The organism is Sphingopyxis sp. UBA6723 (genome assembly GCF_002454115.1).
Classification (GTDB): Bacteria; Pseudomonadota; Alphaproteobacteria; order Sphingomonadales; family Sphingomonadaceae; genus Sphingopyxis.
This window is the reverse complement of record NZ_DKIH01000011.1, coordinates 13,697-33,921: the sequence shown is the minus strand read 5'-3', so window position 1 is coordinate 33,921 and position 20,225 is coordinate 13,697. Positions and strand designations below refer to the sequence as shown.

20 protein-coding genes are annotated in these 20,225 nt (G+C 63.6%); 9 read left to right on the top strand and 11 right to left on the bottom strand.

Annotation, left to right across the window (positions count from 1 at the left end):
* Positions 1 to 79: 79 nt before the first annotated feature.
* Positions 80 to 1,012 (bottom strand): alpha/beta hydrolase, encoded by a 933-nt coding sequence (locus B4F07_RS11210; RefSeq protein WP_293703827.1) that lies wholly within the window; start codon positions 1,010 to 1,012, stop codon positions 80 to 82.
* Positions 1,013 to 1,163: 151 nt separating this feature from the next.
* Between B4F07_RS11210 and B4F07_RS11205 the strand changes: the two genes are divergently transcribed.
* Positions 1,164 to 2,453, top strand: a complete 1,290-nt coding sequence (locus B4F07_RS11205) for an adenylosuccinate synthase (protein ID WP_293703829.1) — start codon at positions 1,164 to 1,166, stop codon at positions 2,451 to 2,453.
* Between the two features lie 34 nt (positions 2,454 to 2,487).
* Here B4F07_RS11205 and B4F07_RS11200 read toward each other — a convergent pair whose 3' ends face one another.
* Complete coding sequence (locus B4F07_RS11200) at positions 2,488 to 3,378, bottom strand: haloalkane dehalogenase (protein WP_349681328.1); 891 nt, start codon at positions 3,376 to 3,378, stop codon at positions 2,488 to 2,490.
* A gap of 73 nt (positions 3,379 to 3,451) precedes the next feature.
* Between B4F07_RS11200 and B4F07_RS11195 the strand changes: the two genes are divergently transcribed.
* A complete protein-coding gene (locus B4F07_RS11195) occupies positions 3,452 to 4,042 on the top strand; it encodes an NADPH-dependent FMN reductase (protein ID WP_293703830.1) in 591 nt (196 codons plus the stop codon).
* On the opposite strand, the gene B4F07_RS11190 is transcribed toward B4F07_RS11195, so the two are convergent.
* Positions 4,039 to 5,355, bottom strand: coding sequence for a spinster family MFS transporter (locus tag B4F07_RS11190; RefSeq protein ID WP_293703832.1), 1,317 nt, complete (start codon positions 5,353 to 5,355; stop codon positions 4,039 to 4,041). The genes B4F07_RS11195 and B4F07_RS11190 overlap by 4 nt on opposite strands.
* A 111-nt stretch (positions 5,356 to 5,466) precedes the next feature.
* Here B4F07_RS11190 and B4F07_RS11185 point away from each other — a divergent pair, with 111 nt between their 5' ends.
* Positions 5,467 to 7,035, top strand: a complete 1,569-nt coding sequence (locus B4F07_RS11185; protein WP_293703834.1) for an amidase — start codon at positions 5,467 to 5,469, stop codon at positions 7,033 to 7,035.
* A gap of 118 nt (positions 7,036 to 7,153) precedes the next feature.
* Here the strand turns inward: B4F07_RS11185 and B4F07_RS11180 are convergent, their stop codons facing one another.
* Positions 7,154 to 7,633, bottom strand: coding sequence for a DUF2721 domain-containing protein (locus B4F07_RS11180; protein ID WP_293703836.1), 480 nt, complete (start codon positions 7,631 to 7,633; stop codon positions 7,154 to 7,156).
* Positions 7,634 to 7,635: 2 nt separating this feature from the next.
* A complete protein-coding gene (locus tag B4F07_RS11175) occupies positions 7,636 to 8,856 on the bottom strand; it encodes an LL-diaminopimelate aminotransferase (protein ID WP_293703838.1) in 1,221 nt (406 codons plus the stop codon).
* Between the two features lie 111 nt (positions 8,857 to 8,967).
* Here B4F07_RS11175 and B4F07_RS11170 point away from each other — a divergent pair, with 111 nt between their 5' ends.
* The 3 genes from B4F07_RS11170 to clpS all read left to right on the top strand — a co-directional run bounded on the left by B4F07_RS11170 (position 8,968) and on the right by clpS (position 12,183).
* Positions 8,968 to 10,743, top strand: coding sequence for a PHA/PHB synthase family protein (locus B4F07_RS11170; RefSeq protein ID WP_293703840.1), 1,776 nt, complete (start codon positions 8,968 to 8,970; stop codon positions 10,741 to 10,743).
* Positions 10,744 to 10,865: 122 nt separating this feature from the next.
* Positions 10,866 to 11,621, top strand: a complete 756-nt coding sequence (locus B4F07_RS11165; protein ID WP_293703842.1) for a phasin family protein — start codon at positions 10,866 to 10,868, stop codon at positions 11,619 to 11,621.
* A gap of 199 nt (positions 11,622 to 11,820) precedes the next feature.
* Positions 11,821 to 12,183 (top strand): ATP-dependent Clp protease adapter ClpS, encoded by a 363-nt coding sequence (clpS, locus tag B4F07_RS11160; RefSeq protein WP_414711736.1) that lies wholly within the window; start codon positions 11,821 to 11,823, stop codon positions 12,181 to 12,183.
* Positions 12,184 to 12,186: 3 nt separating this feature from the next.
* Here the strand turns inward: clpS and B4F07_RS11155 are convergent, their stop codons facing one another.
* Both B4F07_RS11155 and B4F07_RS11150 read right to left on the bottom strand, forming a co-directional pair.
* On the bottom strand, positions 12,187 to 12,687 hold the full coding sequence (locus B4F07_RS11155; protein WP_293703846.1) for a hypothetical protein: 501 nt from the start codon (positions 12,685 to 12,687) through the stop codon (positions 12,187 to 12,189).
* 88 nt (positions 12,688 to 12,775) lie between these two features.
* Positions 12,776 to 13,267 carry a winged helix-turn-helix transcriptional regulator gene (locus tag B4F07_RS11150; RefSeq protein ID WP_293703848.1) on the bottom strand — a complete coding sequence of 164 codons (492 nt, stop codon included), beginning with the start codon at positions 13,265 to 13,267 and terminating at the stop codon, positions 12,776 to 12,778.
* A 194-nt stretch (positions 13,268 to 13,461) separates the two neighbouring features.
* On the opposite strand from B4F07_RS11150, the gene B4F07_RS11145 reads away from it, so the two are divergent.
* Positions 13,462 to 14,193: an SDR family oxidoreductase gene (locus B4F07_RS11145; protein ID WP_293703849.1), complete on the top strand. Its 732-nt coding sequence runs from the start codon at positions 13,462 to 13,464 to the stop codon at positions 14,191 to 14,193.
* A complete protein-coding gene (locus B4F07_RS11140; protein WP_293703851.1) occupies positions 14,187 to 14,792 on the top strand; it encodes a 2-hydroxychromene-2-carboxylate isomerase in 606 nt (201 codons plus the stop codon). Before B4F07_RS11145 ends, B4F07_RS11140 begins: the two co-directional genes overlap by 7 nt.
* Before the next feature lie 116 nt (positions 14,793 to 14,908).
* On the opposite strand, the gene B4F07_RS11135 is transcribed toward B4F07_RS11140, so the two are convergent.
* Positions 14,909 to 15,907, bottom strand: coding sequence for a DUF3011 domain-containing protein (locus B4F07_RS11135; RefSeq protein ID WP_293703853.1), 999 nt, complete (start codon positions 15,905 to 15,907; stop codon positions 14,909 to 14,911).
* Positions 15,908 to 16,056: 149 nt separating this feature from the next.
* Between B4F07_RS11135 and murA the strand changes: the two genes are divergently transcribed.
* Complete coding sequence (murA, locus tag B4F07_RS11130; RefSeq protein ID WP_293703855.1) at positions 16,057 to 17,340, top strand: UDP-N-acetylglucosamine 1-carboxyvinyltransferase; 1,284 nt, start codon at positions 16,057 to 16,059, stop codon at positions 17,338 to 17,340.
* A gap of 99 nt (positions 17,341 to 17,439) precedes the next feature.
* Here murA and B4F07_RS11125 read toward each other — a convergent pair whose 3' ends face one another.
* The 3 genes from B4F07_RS11125 to B4F07_RS11115 are packed head-to-tail and all read right to left on the bottom strand — an operon-like array spanning position 17,440 to position 20,218.
* Positions 17,440 to 18,402: a DMT family transporter gene (locus B4F07_RS11125; RefSeq protein ID WP_293703857.1), complete on the bottom strand. Its 963-nt coding sequence runs from the start codon at positions 18,400 to 18,402 to the stop codon at positions 17,440 to 17,442.
* Entirely contained in the window at positions 18,399 to 19,409 is a 1,011-nt protein-coding gene (locus B4F07_RS11120) for a threonine aldolase family protein (RefSeq protein ID WP_293703859.1), read from the bottom strand. The genes B4F07_RS11125 and B4F07_RS11120 overlap by 4 nt, the downstream gene beginning before the upstream one ends.
* A 41-nt stretch (positions 19,410 to 19,450) precedes the next feature.
* A complete protein-coding gene (locus tag B4F07_RS11115) occupies positions 19,451 to 20,218 on the bottom strand; it encodes a hypothetical protein (RefSeq protein ID WP_293703860.1) in 768 nt (255 codons plus the stop codon).
* Positions 20,219 to 20,225 lie beyond the last annotated feature (7 nt).

Below are 20,225 nucleotides of genomic sequence, written 5' to 3'. Positions count from 1 at the left end.
TCATTGCGAGCGTAGCGAAGCAATCCAGAGCGGCTTTACTCTGCTCTGGATTGCTTCGCTACGCTCGCAATGACGAGGGCTATTTCCCGAACACCCGTTTCAACCATGCATCGACCGCGCCCGTCGCCGCGTAAGCCGGATCGCCCAAGCTGCGGTTGATCTCGGCATGGCCCTTCAGCCCCTCGCCGGGGAAACTGCCATGTTCGACCCGGCTGCCACCCGCTGTCAGCGCGGAGCCCAAGGCCTTCGCCTGCCGAACGCCATCAGGCCGCTGGACATAAAGCAGCAGAAAGTCGGGCGCGTTAGGTGCCGATGCATGCGCGGTCGGCGACAAGGCCTTTTGCCGCGCCGGATCGGTGCCAAACGCCTGCGCATAGGTTTTTTGCATGATCGGCGGACCGTCCTTCATTTGCGCCGGCACATCGTAAGCGGCGCCGTCATTGGGGATTATCCCCGCGACGTCAGCGAACGACAGCCCGGCGCCCTTCAGATAGCGTTCGTCTGTCCCGACCAGCGCGACCAGATGCGCGCCCGCGCTGTGCCCCATCAAGACGATGCGCCGCCGATCGATGCCCAGCGTGCTGGCGCGATCGACCAAGGCTTTCACCGCGCTCGCGACGTCCGCCGCCTGCTGCTCGACCGTCGCGGCGGGGACGAGGCGATAGTTGATCGAGGCAAAGGCATAGCCCTGCTCCGGATAATGCACCGGTTTGAAGCGCCCGGTCGCATTGTCCTTGCTGCCACGTTTCCACCCGCCGCCATGGACATAGACGATCAGCGGCGCCGGCCCTTTCGCGCCCTTTGCGCGCCAGATATCGAGCACCTGCAACGGATCGCTGCCATAGGCTATCGTCTCACCACCCGGTACCTGCGGCCCTTCGTCCGCGCCCATGCGCTCAGCCATCCGTTCGCGCAGGCGTTCACGCAGCTTTTCGCGCGCATCGCTCGCCGGCATGCCACTTGCCACCACGGCGGTCGCCGCGAACAGGCCGATCCAGTATCGCTTGCTCATATCTGCACCTCCATCGCCCCCCGGCGCCTGTCTCTTGTCCGCCCCAAATGTCGCAAAATCATCCCAGCGTGCTTGCCTCTCCAGCCAAATCCGCTAAGGCCGCGCCGGGCCAGCATTGGTCATTTTAGGCCCGGTTCAGCAGGACAGCATCATGGCAAATGTTACCGTCATCGGGTCGCAATGGGGCGACGAGGGCAAGGGCAAGATTGTCGACTGGCTCGCCAGCCGCGCCGATGCCGTCGTCCGGTTTCAGGGCGGGCATAATGCCGGTCATACGCTCGTCGTCGGCGAGCAGGTGTACAAGCTGTCGCTGCTTCCCTCGGGCATCGTCACCGGGACGCTGTCGATCATCGGCAACGGCGTCGTGCTCGACCCGTGGGCGCTGCGCGACGAAATCACCAAGCTGCGCGGCCAGGGGGTCGTCATCAATGCCGAGAATTTTGCGATTGCCGACAATTGCGCGCTGATCCTGCCGTTCCACCGCGATCTCGACGCGCTGCGCGAGACCGCCGCGGGCGCGGGCAAGATCGGGACGACGGGGCGCGGCATCGGCCCGGCCTATGAGGACAAGGTCGGACGCCGCGCGCTGCGCGTCTGCGACCTCGCGCACCTCGACAAGCTCGAACCGCAGCTCGACCGCCTCACTGCGCACCACGACGCGCTGCGCGCCGGGTTCGGCGAACCACCGATCGACCGCGAACGCCTGGTCGCCGACCTCACCGAAATCGCCGACTATGTGCTCGAATATGCGCAGCCCGTCTGGAAGCGGCTCAAGAAAGTCCGCAAGGCGGGCGCGCGCATCCTGTTCGAGGGCGCGCAGGGCGTGCTGCTCGACGTCGATCATGGCACCTACCCCTTCGTCACCAGCTCGAACACCGTGAGCGGCACGGCCGCCAGCGGTTCAGGCCTCGGCCCCGGCGCAGTCGGCTTCGTGCTCGGCATCGCCAAGGCCTATACGACGCGCGTCGGCAGCGGCCCTTTCCCCACCGAACTTGAGGACGCGATCGGTCAAAAGCTGGGCGAGCGCGGGCATGAGTTCGGCACCGTCACCGGGCGCAAGCGCCGCTGCGGCTGGTTCGACGCGGTGCTCGTGCGCCAGAGCTGCGCCGTATCGGGCGTCACGGGCATCGCGCTGACCAAGCTCGACGTGCTCGACGGCTTCGACACGATCCGCATCTGCACAGGCTATCGCCTCCGCGGTAAGATCCTCGACTATTTCCCCGCCCATTCTGCCGATCAGGCCGAGGTCGAGCCGATCTACGAGGAAATGGACGGCTGGCAGGAAACGACCGCTGGCGCCCGCAGCTATGCGGACCTGCCCGCGCAGGCGATCAAATATATTCAGCGCGTCCAGGAACTGATCGAAACCCCGATCGCGCTCGTGTCAACCAGCCCCGAGCGCGAAGACACGATCCTGATCCGCGACCCGTTCAGCGACTGAACCGATCCTCCCTGAGGCGAAGCCATGGGGAGGATCAGCTGCCAGCAGCCGCCACATCGCGGATCGCCGCGACGAAGCCGACCGGGTCGTCCTCCTGAATGAAATGCCCGCCACGCAAAGTCCGGTGGGCCATGCCCTGTGCGCCCGGCACCCGTCCGGTAAACAGCGCATCGCCGCCGCGCGTAATCGGATCGCCGTCGGAAAAGCAGCACAGGAACGGCTTGTCGAACGCCTCAAGCGCCGCCCAAGCGCGCTTCTGGTCGGGTACCGCGACATTGTCGCCCAGCGGCACGAACGACGGGTAAACCCGCGCGGCGACCTTCGACGCGCGGGTCGGGAACGGCGCGTCATAGGCGGCGATCTCGGCCGTGCTCAGTTCGCGCTTGGCACCCGCGTTGATAATCTTGCCGATCGGGAACACCGGGCTGTAGCGCGAAAAGGCACGCCAGATGGCGAAGGCGCGCGGCGCAGGCTGGCCCTCGGGCAGCCCCCCGTTCGACAGCGCGACGCCCGCAAACCGCTCGGGCATTTCGGCAACCAATCGCAGTCCGATCAGCGACCCCCAATCCTGACAGGCGAGAATCATGTTTTTGAGGTCGAGCGCCTCGATCCATTGCCGCATCCATGCGACCTGCGCCGCATAGCTGTACGCCGCGCGGTCGAGCGGCTTGTCGGAGCGCCCGAAGCCGATCAGGTCAGGCGCGACGACACGAAACCCGGCATCGACCGCCGGACCGATCATATGGCGATAGAGATAGGCCCAGGTCGGCTCGCCGTGCAGCATAAGCACCGGCTGGGCATCGGGCGCGCCCTGATCGACATAATGAACGCGCAGGCCGTCGACGATCTCGGTATAGTTTGGCGTGTAGGGCCAGTCCGGCAAATCCGCAAAACGATCGTCCGGCGTGCGATAAACGCGCATCATATTCTCCCCCACCCTTGGTCACGGGCAGCTTAGGGGACTTCCGTTGCAGCGCAAGCCGTGCCACCGTCGCGCGATGACCCGACATATTCTCGTTTTCTACGGCAGCTATCGCCGCGACCGGCAGGGGATCAAACTCGCGCAGTGGCTGATCGACGCGATCGTCGCACGCGGCGACAGCGCCGAACTGATCGATGCGAAGGCGGTGGGGCTGCCGATGCTCGACCGCATGTTCAAGGAATATCCACAGGGCGCGGCGCCGCCCGCAATGGCCGAGCTCGCGGCCAAGATCCGCGCCGCCGACGGCTTCCTGTTCGTCACGGGCGAATATAATTGGGGGCCACAGCCGGGGCTGAAGAACCTGACCGACCATTTTCTCGAAGAATGGTTCTGGCGGCCTGCGGCGATCGCCTGTTACTCGGCGGGGCCATGGTCGGGGGTGCGCGCGATGATGGGCTGGCGCGATACGCTCGGGGAAATGGGGATGGCGGTGACCAGCTCGATCCTGCCGGTCGGGCGGATCGGCGGTGCGTTCGACGCCGATGGTCAGCCGACGGGCGAGGATGGGGCGCGGCTGGTCAAGAGCTTCCCGCGCTTTGCCGACGACCTCAATTGGTGGATCGATGCTGCCAAGGCGCAGCGCGCGAAGGTCGATCCGCCCTATTAACCCGACTTCAGCTCGGCCTTGAGTCGCAGGCTGGCGCGCCAGAAGAAAAACGCCGGGATCAGCCCCAGCCACGCGGCGCCATACAACACCCAGCGCACGCTTTCCTGCCCCGCTACCGGCTGCAACGCATCGGAAAGCACTCCGAACAGGAACGGCCCGAGGCCCAGCCCGATCAAATTCTGCCCGAACAGCATGATCGACGCCGCGACCGCCCGCGCGCGCGGCTGGACCAGCCCCTGCACACAGCCATAGGCGGGGCCGTAATAGGCTGAATTTAGAATCGTCGGGATGATCAGCATCGCCACCGCGACGCGCCAGTCCTCCATATAATAGCCTAGGAACAGGATCGGCGCCGCGATCGCCATCCCATAAGCTGGAAAGGTCAGCAGATGCTTCTTGTCGCGCGGGCCATATTTGTCGGCCATCTTGCCGCCGAGCCAGGTACCGAACGCGCCCGCCAACCCGAGCACGACCGCCATCGACAGGCCTGCTTCGGTCGTCGACAGCCCGTGGCTGCGGATGAAGAAGCTGATCGTCCACAGCGCCTTGCCATAGCCGAGCACGGCAACGACAGACGCCGCAATCAGTATGTAGATGAAGGCGCGCGAGCTGAAAATTTCGCGCAGGGCTTCGCCGGTCGAGAGCGGCACGACTGCTCGCGCCGTCGCGACCGCCTCCGCCGTTCGGCTGTGCCGCGGCTCGCGCATCACAAATAGCACCACCAGCGCCAGCAAAATCCCTGGCGCGCCAACCATCATCAACGCGATGCGCCAGCCATAGATGTCGTTGACCACCCCGCCGATGATCAGCCCAAGCAGCGAACCAATCGGCACCCCAAGGCCATAAAAGGCAATGGCCGACGACCGCTTTTCAACCGGGACGCTATCCGAAATCAAGGAATGCGCCGCCGGCGTACATCCCGCCTCGCCGACCCCCACACCGACCCGCGCAAGCAGCAACTGAACGAAATTCTGCGCCAACCCGCACACCGCGGTCATTGCCGACCAGATCGCCAGCGAAATGGCGATCAGCCGCACCCGGTTGGTACCGTCCTTGTCGGCGTAGCGCGCGATCGGGATACCGAGCAGGGCGTAAAAGACTGCAAAGGCTGGCCCAGCCAGCAGCCCGAGCTGGGTGTCCGAAAGCCCAAGGTCGGCCTTGATCGGTTCGGCCAGAATGTTGACGATCTGCCGGTCGAGGAAATTGAAGATATAGACGATCAGCAGGATCCACAGCATCGTCCGGGTTTGCGTGGAAACACCATCGACGGAAGGCGCGGCGATGCCCGTGGCAAGGGCAGGCTTGTCAGTCATATCATTCTCCCATCGCCATGGGAGCAGACCGGGGGGATCGGTGTCAACGCCGTTGCGGCATCCCGAAAATCGCCGCTTGCAATTGCCGCTACGGCTGGCAGCGTGTTGCCCATGCAAAAAATTTCGCTGCTCGCCGCCTCAGCCCTGCTGACGATCGCTCCCGCCATAGCCATGCCGCCGCCCCTGCCGCCGGTCGAGGGAAAGGACGCTGCGACATTGCAGACCGAAATGACCAGCGGCACGCTGTACGACAGCCTGCTGACCACCCTCTATCTCGACCGGATATCGAAGATCGATGACCATGGTCCGGAACTGAACGCGGTCATCGCTACCTTTCCGTCGGTCGAGCGCGAAGCCAAGCTGCTCTATGGGGAACGCCACAGCGGCAAGCTGCGCGGGCTGCTGCACGGCATCCCCATCTTGCTGAAGGACAATATCGAGGCAAAAGGCGCACTGCCGACCACCGCCGGTTCGCTGGCGCTGAAGGACAATATCACGAACCGCGACGCGCCGCTGGTGGCGCGGCTGCGCGACGCCGGGGCCGTCATTCTCGGCAAAACCAACCTCAGCGAATGGGCGAATATCCGCTCGAACAATTCGACCAGCGGGTGGAGCGCGGTCGGCGGGCTGACCAAGAACCCGCACGCACTCGATCGCAACACTTGCGGCTCGTCTGCTGGCAGCGCCGCCGCCGTGGCCGCTTCGCTGGCGCCGCTTGCGATCGGGACCGAAACCGACGGATCGATCACCTGCCCCGCCGGGGTCAATGGGATCGTCGGGTTCAAACCTACCGTGGGATTGGTCAGTCGCACGCATATCGTCCCGATCAGCCATAGCCAGGATACTGCAGGACCGATGACCCTGACCGTGCGCGACGCTGCGGCGGTGATGACAGTGATCGCGGGGAGCGACCCCGCCGATCCGGCGACCGCCGAGGCCGACGCGCGCAAGGTCGACTACACCGCGGCGCTGTCGCCGGATGCATTGAAAGGCAAGCGCATCGGCGTGCTGCGCGACCGCATCGGAGACCGCGCCGACATCACGGCGCTGTTCGATGCGGCGTTGAAGCAGATGACCGATCTCGGCGCGACGGTGGTGGAGATCGCCGACAGCCGCAAAGGGCTGGAAGAATTGGGCGCTGCGGAGTTTGAAGTGCTGATGGCCGAGCTCAAGGCGGATATGGCGACCTATCTTGCGGGACTGCCCGCCAAGGACGGCCCCAAAACGCTTGCCGACCTCATCGCGTTCAACAAGGCCAATCCCGCCGAACTCAAATGGTTCGACCAGTCGTTGTTCGAGCTGGCGGAGTCGAAGGGCGGGCTCGACAGTCCCGCCTATGTGACGGCGCGCGACAAGGCGGCCCGGCTCGCCGGCCCCGAAGGCATCGACCGGTTGATGAAAGAGCATGACGTCGACGTGCTTGTCGGCGTGACCAACGGCCCAGCCTGGACGAGCGATCTGGTGAACGGCGACCATTATACCGGCCCCAGCGCCAGCCAGCTTCCGGCGGTTGCTGGCTATCCGCACCTGACGGTGCCGATGGGGCAGGTGCAGGGGCTGCCGATCGGGGTATCATTTATCGGTGGCAAGTGGACCGATGCGGACGTGTTGGCGGCGGGTTATGAGCAGGCGAGCCGGAAGCGGGTGGTGCCAACCTATCGGGTTGGTGTTGCTCCCTAGCTGAACTTAACATGTCCGTTCGTGTCGAGCGAAGTCGAGACACCGCGAAGGAAGGCGCCCACGATAGGCATCTCGACTTCGCTCGATGCGAACGGAACTGGATGGGTGTGATAGAGGGCTACCGTTTATCCCGCCGCCGCCGCCAGCCCATCTCTTCCAGCTCGAGCAACTCCATCGGCACATGGATGGTGCGGATCGCCAGCCGGACCTCGATCAGGAACAGCACGAGCGACACCAGCAACAGCAGCATCGCCAGCGCAAACACCCACGCCGCTGCCAAGCCCAGATTGAACCCGGCAAAGGCCTGCGCGAACAACAGCGCGACCAGAAAACAAACGACGATGCCGCACGCAACCGCCGCCGCAATCGAATTGTTGATGACGTCGATCCGCCGGTCGACCACGCGCAGTTCGGCGACGATGCGCTCATGATCCAACCCCTCGGTGTCGGCCCATCGCTCCATCAGGACGCGCGACCGGTCGATGACCCGCGCCAGCCGCCCGGTGAAGACGTTGAGCAGGCTGCCCGTCGCGACGAGCAGGAAAACCGGGGTGACCGACAGCTGGATCGTCTCGGCGATCATCGCCGAGCCGGTCATGCTCATCCCTCGGCGACCGACGCGACCGACGGCGTATTGACGCCGTGCATCGCCAGGAATTTGCGGACGTTGCGCGCCGCTTGCCGGATCCGCTGCTCATTCTCGACCATCGCGATGCGGACATAGCCCTCGCCATCTTCGCCGTACCCGACGCCGGGCGCGACCGCGACCTTGGCGTGGATAAGCATCTGCTTCGAGAACTCCAAACTGCCCATTTCTTTGAGCGCGGGCGGGAGGGGTGCCCAAGCGAACATCGACGCCTTGGGGCTCGGGATGTCCCACCCGGCGCGACCGAAGCTCTCGACCATGACATCACGGCGCTTCTGATACAGCTCGCGGTTCTTCTGGACGATGTCCTGCGGACCGTTAAGCGCCGCACACGCCGCGGCCTGGATCGGGGTGAAGGCGCCATAATCGAGGTAGGACTTCACGCGCGTCATCGCGGCGATCAGGCGTTTGTTGCCGACCGCAAAACCCATGCGCCAGCCCGCCATCGAATATGTTTTCGACATCGACGTGAATTCGACCGCAACATCCTTGGCGCCGGGGATCTGCAGGATCGAAGGGGTAGGGTTGCCGTCGTAATAGAGTTCGGAATAGGCAAGATCGGACAACACCCAGACCTTATTCTCCTTCGCCCACGCGACGAGCCGCTCATAGAAAGCAAGGTCCACCGCTTCGGCGGTCGGGTTCGACGGATAATTGACCACCAGAATCGACGGCCGCGGGACGGTGAACGCCATCGCGCGGTCGAGCGCGCGCCAGTAATTCTCGTCCGGCGTGGTCGGCACACTGCGGATCGTTGCCCCGGCGATGATGAAACCAAAGGTGTGGATCGGATAGCTGGGGTTCGGCGCCAGCACCACGTCGCCTGGGCCGGTAATCGCGGTCGCGAGGCTGGCGAGCCCTTCCTTCGACCCCATCGTCACCACGACCTCGCTCTCGGGATCGAGTTCGACGTTGAAGCGGCGGGCGTAATAATTGGCCTGCGCCTTGCGCAGCCCCGGGATGCCCTTCGACTGCGAATAGCCGTGCGCGTCGGGCTTCATCGCGACTTCGCACAATTTGTCGATGACATGCTGCGGCGGCGGCAGGTCAGGGTTGCCCATCCCCAGGTCGATGATGTCTTCCCCCGCGGCGCGGGCGGCCGCACGCATCGCATTGACTTCAGCGATGACATAGGGCGGCAGGCGCTTGATGCGGTAGAATTCATCTTCGGACATGGGAAACTAGAACAACTCCTTTTCGTTATCGGTATAGGTGCGAACGGCGCCTCGCCAGCCGCACCGCGGCTTGTTATAGGCTTCTATCGGCACTGACCAGCAGGAACGAGCATGAGCGACGCAGACAAAAGCGACACGACCGACGTTCCCAACCCGTTTCTGCCGTCGCCCGACGACATGCAGCATTGGGCCAGCGTAATCGGGCGCGCGCAGCAGATGATGCTCGAATATGCGCTGGGTCAGGCCAATGATGGCAAGATCAGCGCCGCGGCGATGTTCGATCCCGCGACATGGCTTGAACACCCGGCGACGCAAATGTGGGCGCAACAATCGTCGAAGATGTGGGAACAAGGGGTCGCGTTCTGGACCTCGCTCGCAACGCTGAACCCGATGACCCCGCCCGCGTCGGAGACCGCGACGAAGGATCGCCGTTTTGCTGACCCCGACTGGGCGTCGAACCCGGTGTTTGCAATGATCCGCCAGACCTACGGTCTACTCGCCGAACAGATGCTGACGACGACGCGCCAGTTCGAGGGGGTGGATCCCGCCGCGCGCGCCAAAATGGAGTTCGCTGCAAAAAGCATCGCCGATGCGATGGCGCCGACCAACCTGGCGCTCACCAATCCCGAAGTGATCAAACGCGCGGTCGAAACGCGCGGCGAAAGCCTGCTTAAGGGCTTGCAACATATGCTGACCGACCTGTCGCGCGGGCAGCTTAGCCATGTCGACCCGGACGCGTTCGAGGTCGGGGTGAATATCGCGACCACCCCCGGTAAAGTCATCCATGAGACTGACCTCTATCAGCTGATCCAATATACGCCGACGACCAAAGAGGTCTACGCCGTCCCGCTCCTCATCTTTCCGCCATGGATCAATCGCTTCTACATCCTCGATCTCAACCCGGCGAAAAGCTTTGTCGCCTGGGCAGTCGAACAGGGGCTGAGCGTGTTCATGGTGTCGTGGAAATCGGCCGACGCATCGATGAAAGACATTGTGTGGGACGACTATATCGCGGCGCAGGTCGATGCGATCGACACGGTGCGCGCGGCGCTCGACGTGCCCGCGGTCCACACCATCGGCTATTGCGTGGCGGGGACCACGCTGGCCGCAACACTCGCGATCCTTTCGGCAAAGGGCGAGGCCGATCGGGTGAAGTCGGTCACCTTCTTCACCGCGCAGGTCGATTTCGAGCAGGCGGGCGACCTCAAGATGTTCGTCGACGAAAGCTATCTGGCATTGCTCGAACAGCTTTCGGCGCCCGGCTACCTCGACGGGCGCTATATGGCCGCGACGTTCAACAGCCTGCGCGGGCGCGACCTGATCTGGAATTATGTCGTCAGCAATTATCTGCTTGGCAATGACTATCCGCCCTTCGATCTGCTCTACTGGAACGGCGACACGACCAACCTGCCGGCGAAATGGCACCGCCAATATCTGGTCGACCTGTACCGCGACAATCGCATGGTGATCCCGAACAGCCTGTCGGCATGCGGCACACCGATCGACCTCAGGAAAATCGAGACCCCCGCCTATATCCAGGCGGGACGCGAGGATCATATCGCCCCCCTCGCCAGCGTCTGGCGGTTGATGGACAATCTGGCCGGTGCCAAGACGTTCCTGCTCGCCGGATCAGGCCATATCGCCGGGGTGGTCAACCCGCCCGCCGCAGGCAAATATCAATACTGGACCGGCGACAGCAACGCCGCGACACTGGACGAGTTCATCGCGAGCGCCAGCGAGACCAAGGGCAGCTGGTGGCCGCACTGGATCGACTGGATTGCGGCGCAGGATGACGAAAAGGTCGCGGTCAAGGGCGCCCGCATTCCCGGAAAGGGTGCCAAAAAGGTTATCGAGGACGCCCCCGGTAGCTATGTCAAACAGCGGTAATATCTAGCGATTATCGTGCCTATGGACGGCGATGAGAGTTTTTTTGTGCGCTGCACAAAAATATCCTTGAAATAGCCGAGCCACTCCTATATTGTGCACTGCAACATAAAGGAGTTTTACCCATGGCTACAAAGATGGATAGTGCCGAAAAGGCTTTCGAAGCCGCGACGCTGGAAACCGCCGCCAAGCCGGTGGAAGCTCCGGCTGCCCCTGCCGTTGTCGCTGCTCCCGCAGCGGTGAAGGCTGCGGCCCCTGCCAAGATCAAGACGGTTAAGGCAAAAGCCAAGCCGGCCGCGAAAAAGGCTGCTGCTCCCAAGGCAGTTGCCAAGAAGGTCGCCCCCAAGAAGGCGGCCGTGAAGAAAATTTCCCCCAAGCTTGCCCCCAAGGCCGCACCGAAGCCGGTTGCCGCCGTCAGCAAAGGAATCAAGACCATGAACGACACCGTCAAGAAGTTCGCCGACGAAGCGAAGACCCGCACCGAAGCCCTGACCGCCGACTTCAACGAGAAGGCCAAGGAAGCGATGAGCAAGACCAGCAAGCTGGCCGAAGAAGCCGTCGAATTCAACAAGGCGAACATCGAAGCGATGGTCGAAGCCGGCAAGATCGCTGCCAAGAACATGGAAGTTCTGGGCCAGGAAGGCGTGACCTTCGCTCGCAAGAGCTTTGAAGACACGACCGCCGCGCTGAAGGGCTACACCTCGGTCAAGTCGCCGACCGAATTCTTCAAGCTCTATGCCGAAAACAGCAAGAAGGCGTTTGACGCCGCCGTTGCCCAGACCTCGAAGACCAGCGAACTGGTCGTCAAGATGGCCAACGACAGCTTCGCGCCGATCTCGAACCGCGTTTCGGTGATCACTTCGAAGATGAAGGCCGCGTAAGGCGCTTTACCTTCCGTTGGCGCGGGCACCCTCCCCCTCCCCCCGCCTGCGCCGACACTCTCAAGACCGCTCGCTTCCCTTGGAAGCGGGCGGTTCTTGTTTTGGTGCGACCAGCCGACCCCGGCTGGCGAACAAGAGGTTAAAAACCGCGCGCACGCCCCTTGCGCTTCGCCCGCGGCTTGCGATATTCCTGCCCATGATGTTTCCAGTTTCGACCACCCAGCCTGTTCGCGCGATGGCGGACAAGGACGACGGCGCGCCCGGCACCCCCGGCGTCGGCATCGCCACGCGCACCCGCGCCAAGGCCAAAAAGCCGTCGATGTACAAGGTGCTGCTGCTCAACGACGACTACACCCCGATGGAATTTGTCGTGATGGTGCTCCAGCGCTTCTTCAACATGGACATCGAACAGGCCACGCAGGTGATGCTCCACGTCCATCAACAGGGCGTCGGCGTGTGCGGCGTGTTCAGCTATGAGGTGGCCGAGACCAAGGTGAATCAGGTGATGGACGCCGCGCGGCAGAACCAGCACCCGCTGCAATGCACGCTGGAGAAAGCCTGACGCCTATTCAGCGGCCCGCTTTTGCGCGGCGTCGAGTAGGCCCGGCAATTCCGGGAACAACCGGTGATACAAGGCGTCGGACGCCGCACCGTCGAGCACGTGGATGTCGGCCCCGACAATCATCCGTCCAAAATTCTGCCCGGCCGGGCTGGCGATGAAAGCACGCGTGGCGGCCAAGTCGTTCGCCGACATCAATTGACGATAAAGATTGGCTAGAACCGCCTGTATATTGGACCGCTCCTCTAACCACACAGCGTCCACTCTGGCTCGAATGGCGCGATGAAATCGGCGGAGAACCGCAGGGTCTTGAACTTCGGGATGTGTCGCCGTAAGCCACCCCGTCGCCTCGCTGGCAACGGCGAAACCGGTTCGATCCTGCAAATCGCTTTCGTTCAAGACTATCAGTTCATGGGCCAGTGAATCGGCTTCGATCACCGCCGCCGGGTCGGGTTCCGGCGGTGGCGGCGGGATAGCGTGAACCGGCATAGCAATAGCAAAGGCCAAGAAAGCGACAAGGCTGACAAATGACCGACCGCGCAACTTCGCCTCCCTTGGCATCGAGACGAAAGCTTATCCGAATGCGGCCATGTGTCTAGCCCGCGCGCCGCGCCCGTTCGGCCTTGAGCGCTGGCGACGGCTCGCCCTTTAAATCGCCATAGCCCAGCGTTTCGCCGCAGCCCGGACAGATCATCGCCGTCCCGACATCGGTGCCGCATGCGCGATGGATATAGCGCATCGCCGGTCCGCCGCCAGTTTCACCGTCGCGATACGCCCAGCGTTCGGCCCACCCGCGCATCGCATAGAGCACGTCGAACAGGTCCTTGCCCTTGGCGGTCAGCCAATATTCGTGGCGGGGCGGACGCGCGTGATACGCGCGCCGTTCGACCACGCCCTCGCTTTCGAGCAGCTTGAGCCGCGCCGAGACGAGCTGCGGGCCAAGTCCGGTATTGGCGGCGATGACATCGAAACGCCGATTGCCGAAGAACAGATCGCGCAGGATCAGCAGCACCGCGCGGTCGCCGAGCAGTTCGGCTGAGCGGCCAACGGGGCAGAAGGTGTCGGATAGAACGGTGCGTTTGGGCATCGAGTTAATCGACCTATGTCATTGCGAGCGAAGCGAAGCAATCCAGGGTAGCGTAAACCGCTGTGGATTGCTTCGCTTCGCTCGCAATGACGACATTCTTACGCGCAACCTCAACAGCTCTCTTTGGTGCCCCGAAAAATCTCTTGTCACTATGATTATCATAGTTACTATCGGACGCAAGAGGAGAGTCGCTTATGCCCAATCCTGCAGCCATCATCATCGGGGCCGGCGACGCTACCGGCGGCGCCATTGCCCGCGCTTTTGCCACCGAAGGCCTGACGGCCTGCGTCAACCGCCGCGAACGCAACGCCGACCAACTCGAAGCGCTGGCGCAGTCGATCCGTGAAGACGGCTACAGCGCCCGCGCCTTCTCCGGCGATGCGCGCGACGAAGCGGAGATGATCGGGCTGTTCGATCAGGTCGAAGCCGAGGTCGGCCCGGTCGAAGTCGCGGTGTTCAACATCGGCGCCAACGTCAATTTCCCGATCACCGAGACGACGGTGCGTGTTTACACCAAGGTTTGGGAAATGGCGTGCCTCGGCGGCTTCCTGATGGGGCGCGAGGCGGCGAAGCGCATGGCTCCGCGCGGCCGCGGCACGATCATCTTCACGGGCGCCACCGCGAGCCTGCGCGGCGGATCGGGCTATGCCGCCTTCTCGGGCGCCAAGGGCGCGCTGCGTATGCTCGCCCAGGCCATGGCGCGCGAACTCGGACCGCAGGGCATCCATGTCGCGCACACCGTGATCGACGGCGCGATCGACACCGACTTCATCAAGGGCCGCCATCCCGATTTCGACAATGCCAAGGCGCAGGATCTGATCCTCAATCCGGCCGCGATCGCCGCCAATTATGTGATGCTCCACAATCAGCCGAAAAGCGCCTGGACGCACGAACTCGACCTTCGCCCCTGGGGAGAAAAATGGTGACCAAGACGCTCGAACTGATCTTCGATTTCGGCAGCCCCAACGCCTATCTGTCGATGAAGACGCTGCCCGAACTGCTCGACCGCACCGGCGCCGACCTGCTCATCACCCCGTGCCTGCTCGGCGGTATCTTCAAGGCCACGGGCAACAAGGCACCGATGATCCAATATGCCGATGCCCCCGCCAAGCTCGCCTATGAGAATCTGGAGATGCGGCGTTTCATCGAAAAACATGGCCTGAGCAAATTCCGGATCAACCCGCATTTCCCGGTCAACACGCTGACCATCATGCGCGGCGCAATCGTCGCCGATGACGAGGGTGTGCTCGACGACTATGTCGACGCGGTGAACCGCGCGATGTGGGAGGACGGGCTGAAGATGGACGATCCCGAAGTGATCGCGACCTTCCTGTCGGCAAACGGTTTCGACGGCCCCGCGCTGCTCGCGCGGACGCAGGAACCTGAGATCAAGGCAAAGCTCGTCGCCAACACGGAAGCCGCGGTCGTGCGCGGGGTGTTCGGCATCCCGACCTTCTTTGTCGGCGATGCGATGTTTTTTGGCAAAGATCGGCTGCCACAGGCCGAGGAGGCACTGTTGGGGTAATCTCAGCCCCCTACATCGTCATCCCGGCGAAGGCCGGGATCTCCACGCGGCGTCATATCGCGACGGCGAGATCCCGGCCTTCGCCGGGATGACGACAAAAAGGGGCAAAACTCCCGCTACGAAAAATCGAGCTGGATGATGTCACTCGGCGTCGCGCGGCAATACATTTCGATCGGGCGGGCGCCGTCGGGGTAGGTCGCTGTCATCGCCGCACGGATCCGCCAGCCGCCATTGCCCTGTTCGAGCGAGACCAGCTTGTCATAGGACAGACGCGTGCCGCCCGTCACTCCGATCTGGCGCGCTGCATCGGTCATGCAATTTTGCACCGACGGGCGTGCCGCGCTCGGCAAGCTGCTCAGATTCGCGCTCAGCGTCGCCGGCGGACCCGGAGGATAGGTCGCCTCGCCGCTGTCAGGTGCGACGGTTTCGGCCTTCTTTTTCTTCTGGCTCGCCAGCAACGCCAGCAACCCGCCAGCAACCACGATGCCGCCGATGATCAGTCCGGTGCTCGGCCCCTTGTCCTTTTCGGGCGCGATCGGCCGCACATTGCGGTACCCATAACCAAATTCCGCCCGGCAACCATTGTTCACCCAGACATAGTCATTGGTGTAACCCCACTGCCGCCCGGCATTGCATTTGCCGCCGAGCTTGCGCAGCAGATCGACGCGGTTGCTGGTAGGCACATTGCATTGCTCGTAGCGGTTGCCCCGCGATTCACAGCGCAGCGTGCCCGCATAGTCATCGACAGGTTGCGGCAACGGGGTCGGATAACCGCCACCGCTTGCATAACCATAGCCGAATTCGGCGCGGCAGCCGCCCGACACCCAGATCTGGTTCGCGGTGAAGCCCCAATCGCGCCCCTTCGAACAGCGCCCGCCGATCACGCGCAGCAGATCGACGCGATTGTCGGTGCGGACGTTACAGCGCTGGATCTTGTTGTTGCGCGATTCACAACGGATCGTCCCCGCGTAACCCTGATACCCCGGTCGCGGCGGCTGGATCTGCGGCCCTCCCGGCTGAGGATAGGGATAGGTCGATTGCGGCATCGCCGGGACAGCTAACTGGCTGGCGATCAACGCCGTTGACGTAACGATCGTGACGAAATTGCTCCGCATGACCTTCTCCCCCCATGAAAAGCCGCTCAGATCGCACCGCCCGTGTTTGACCTGAATATAGTGATGGATAGTTTCACATTTCGCACTGGAAAGCCACGGCGAAAGGCGCGCCCGCTTGCGCGCCCGCGCTCGTGCGCTAAAGACAGAAAATGGATCAAATCGTCATTCGCGGCGGCCAGCCACTCAAGGGCCGTATCCCCATCTCCGGCGCCAAGAATGCGGCGCTCACCCTGCTGCCCTGCGCGCTGCTCACCGACGAGCCGCTGACGCTGCGCAATCTGCCGCGACTGGCCGACGTCGACGGCTTTGGTCATTTGCTCAACCAGCTCGGTTGCTCGACGACGATCGAGGGATCGCGGCCCGAAGATTTCGGCCGCGTGATGACCGCGCGGACGACGACGCTGACCTCTACCGTCGCGCCATATGACATCGTCCGCAAGATGCGCGCTTCGATCCTCGTCCTTGGACCGCTGCTCGCGCGCGCCGGCGAGGCAACAGTATCGCTTCCCGGCGGCTGCGCGATCGGCAATCGCCCGATCGACCTGCACTTGAAGGCGCTGGAAGCCTTTGGCGCCCAGATAGAGCTGACGTCGGGTTATGTGAAAGCCGTCGCGCCCGGCGGACGCCTTGCGGGCGGCAAGTTTACCTTCCCCGTCGTATCTGTCGGAGCGACCGAAAACGCGCTGATGGCTGCGGTCCTCGCCAAAGGCACCTGCGTGCTCGAGAATGCGGCGCGCGAGCCCGAGATCGTTGACCTGTGCAACTGCCTGGTCGCGATGGGCGCGCATATCGACGGCATCGGCACCGAAACGCTGACGATCGAAGGTGTCGATCGCCTGCACGGCGCGACCTACCGCGTGATGGCCGACCGCATCGAGGCGGGCAGCTACGCCTGTGCCGCAGTGATTACCGAGGGCGACGTCGAGCTGGTCGGGGCCAAGGCCGACGAGATGGAGGCAACGCTATCGGCGCTGCGTCAGGCAGGCGCGACGGTCGAGGAAACCAAGACCGGCATCCGCGTCGCGATGTCGGGCCGCGCCGAACCCGTGACCCTGTCGACCGCGCCCTATCCCGGCTTTGCCACCGACATGCAGGCGCAGTTCATGGCGATGGCGACGCTGGGCAAGGGCGCGTCACTGTTCACCGAAACCATCTTCGAGAACCGTTACATGCACGTTCCCGAACTGGCGCGCATGGGCTGCGACATCGATGTGCGCGGCCGCAGCGCCGTCGTGCGCGGTGTCGATCATCTGGTCGGCGCGCCGGTGATGGCGACCGACCTGCGCGCTTCGATGAGTCTGATTATCGCCGGGTTGGCGGCGCAAGGGATGACCGAGGTCAACCGCGTCTATCACCTCGACCGCGGTTACGAACGGCTCGAAGAAAAGCTCCAGGCGGTCGGCGCCGACATCGAACGGATCAGCGCGGGTTAAAGACCACCCCTCTTCCGTTCGTGTCGAGCGAAGTCGAGACACCCATCGTTGTGGCGCAAGTCGGATGGGTGTCTCGACTTCGCTCGACACGAATGGAAATCAGGAGTCCTTGGCCTCCACCACCGCAACCGAAACCATATTCCCGCTGACCGACGGCCGGTCGGGTCGTTTGGCGACCGCGATCACCAGTCCAATCAGCGCGACGACCCCGCCGCCGATCGACAGCGGAGCCCAGCGATAACCCTCGAACAGCGTTGAAAAACCCATTGCGATGATCGGGATCAGGACGCTCGACCATGCCGCCTGTCCCGGCCCTACGGCGCGAATGATGTTGAAATAGAGCGGGAAGGTGACCGCGCTCGCGATCACGCCCAGATAAAGTACGCCGCCCAGATAGCTGGGGGTCATTTCAATCGTCGGCGGCCCCGTGGTTATCCAGGCGAACACCGCGTCACCCAGCGCGCCGAACAGCATGGCCCACGCGATCATCACCACCATCGACTGTGCGCGTGCGACGTTCGATCCCTGCATGACGTTGGACGCCGACGCGCTCATCACCCCGCACAACGTCAGCAAAGTACCGATCAGCACCTCTTCTGGGCCGACGTTTGCAGCGCGATATTCGTGGAGGATCATCATGCCGACGCCGACGATCGCGATCCCGGCGCCGAGCAGGAAGCGGCCCTCAAGCTTGGTTTTCAGGAACACGCGGCCGAGCAAGGTGTTCGGAACGATTAGCAGCGCAAACAGCACAGCGACCAGCCCGGATGTGATATGCTGTTCGGCGCGATAGACGAAGTTGAAGTTAAGCGCGAACTGCGCGAGGCCGAGCAGCGCGGCAAAGCCCCAGCCCGCGCCCGACAAGGTCAATCGTTCGCCCCGCCACATCGCATAGGCAAACATCGCCGCGGCGCCGACGAAGAAACGATAGGCGACCGACCAGCTGGGCGGCACGACGCCAAGCTGTCCGGTGATCACGATCCACGTCGATCCCCAGATCAGGGTGACGAAGAGAAACGGAAAAAGAACGCGCGGCGTCAGCAGGCCGGGCGGCGCACTCACAGCGCCGCAATCGCGGCGGCGAGCGGCGCGACTGCGTCGGCGTCCTGATCCCAGCTGACCACCAGTCGCGCGGCGCCTTCGCCCCAATCGTAAAAGTCGAATCCGGCACTGCGCAATTTTGCAGCCTCGTCCGGCGTCAGCCGCACGAACAGCTCATTCGCCTCGACCGCGTGCATCAACCGGTCGCCGCACGCCGCGGCGAGCGTCGCCGCACCCGCATTGGCAGCACGCGCGTTGTCGAGCCACAAATCGTTGGTCAACATCGCGCGGATCTGCGCGGCGACGAACCGCCCCTTGCTGAGCAAATGGCCGCCGCGTTTCTTGAGCTCGCGAACCCCCGCCCCGCCGCTGCCGCCGAAAAACACGATCGCTTCGGCCATCATCGCGCCATTTTTGGTGAAGCCGAACGACAGCGCATCGACTCCGGCGCGCCAGGTGACGTCGGCCGGCGCGCAGTCGAGGAAAGCCACCGCGTTGGCAAAGCGCGCGCCATCCATGTGGAGCTTCATGCCGTTGGCGCGCGCGATCTGGCTGATCTCGCCAAGCTCGTCAGGGCGCCAGACGAGGCCATATTCGGTCGCATTGGTGATGCTGATCGCCGCGGGCTGCACCTGATGCACATCTTGGCGAATCCCTGCGATCCGCGTCTTCAAGGCTTCGGCGTCGATCTTTGCGCCGCGTCCCGGCAGCGTCATCAGTTTGGCCCCGCCGGAATAGAAGGTCGGGGCGCCGCATTCATCGACCTCGATATGCGCCTCCTCGTAACAGAGAATCCCCTGCCACGGCCGCACGAAATGGGCGAGAATGATGCTGTTCGCGGCGGTGCCCGTGGGGATCCACACGACTTCACAGTCGGTTTCGAACAATTCGGAAAAGGTCGCGTCGAGTGACTGGCTGAGCGCATCGCCGTCATAAGCGGTGTCGACATGATTGGCAGCCGCCAGCGCTTCCATCACCACCGGATGCACCGTTGCAGCATTGTCGGAGAAAAAGCGGGTCGCGGTCACGAATCGCGCCTTAGCGTAGGTCTGTCGGTCATGCTAACCCTTCATTTCGGTTGCGTTTCATTGACAGCCTCGCCGCCCGCCGCATCAGCAGCGCCCCCGGCAATTGTTGCACCCCCGGCGACACCCAGCCCGCCAGCCATGCCAACGCCGCCGCCGCCCATGCCGCCGCCCACGCCGCCACCGCGTCCACCGCCGCCGCCACCTTGACCGCGCCCCGAACCGCCGCCCTTGCCGCCGCCGCTCGACGGGCGGGTCGGACCTTGCAGCGGGATAACGACATCATCGGGCACGGGGTCGAGATCGAGCGCCTGTCGAATGAAATCACGCAGCGCGATCACCAGGTCGTGAACATGCACCGGCCGCCCATCGGCCAGTTCGCGCGCGGCGCGGCTCGCGAGGCGCACCTGATCCTCGGTGCCGAGCAGGATGATATCGGACAGCGACGCTTCGACGGCATCGCGGATCCGGCGCGGGCGATCCGATTCGCCCTCGCTCGAATCGCCGTTCCCAGCTTCACCCGAGAGGTCGATGGGCGGCGCAGCTTCGCCGTCGACGGGCACAGGCCGCCGCATGTCGCGCAAATGCCGCGGGTCGACCGTCAGGTCGCCGGTGAACGAGCCGCCCAGCGTCTTGTACGCCGCCATCAGCGTGCGCAGCCGCTCGTTGATCTGGCGGTTCATCCGTTCGCGGCGCTGCTGGATAGTCATCATGACCATTAGCCGGATGCCGACCCCGATCAGGGTGACGAGCGCCAGACCGAGTAACGTGGTGCCGATGCTTTGCCATGATGAAAAATCGAACAAGCGCATCGGCGTC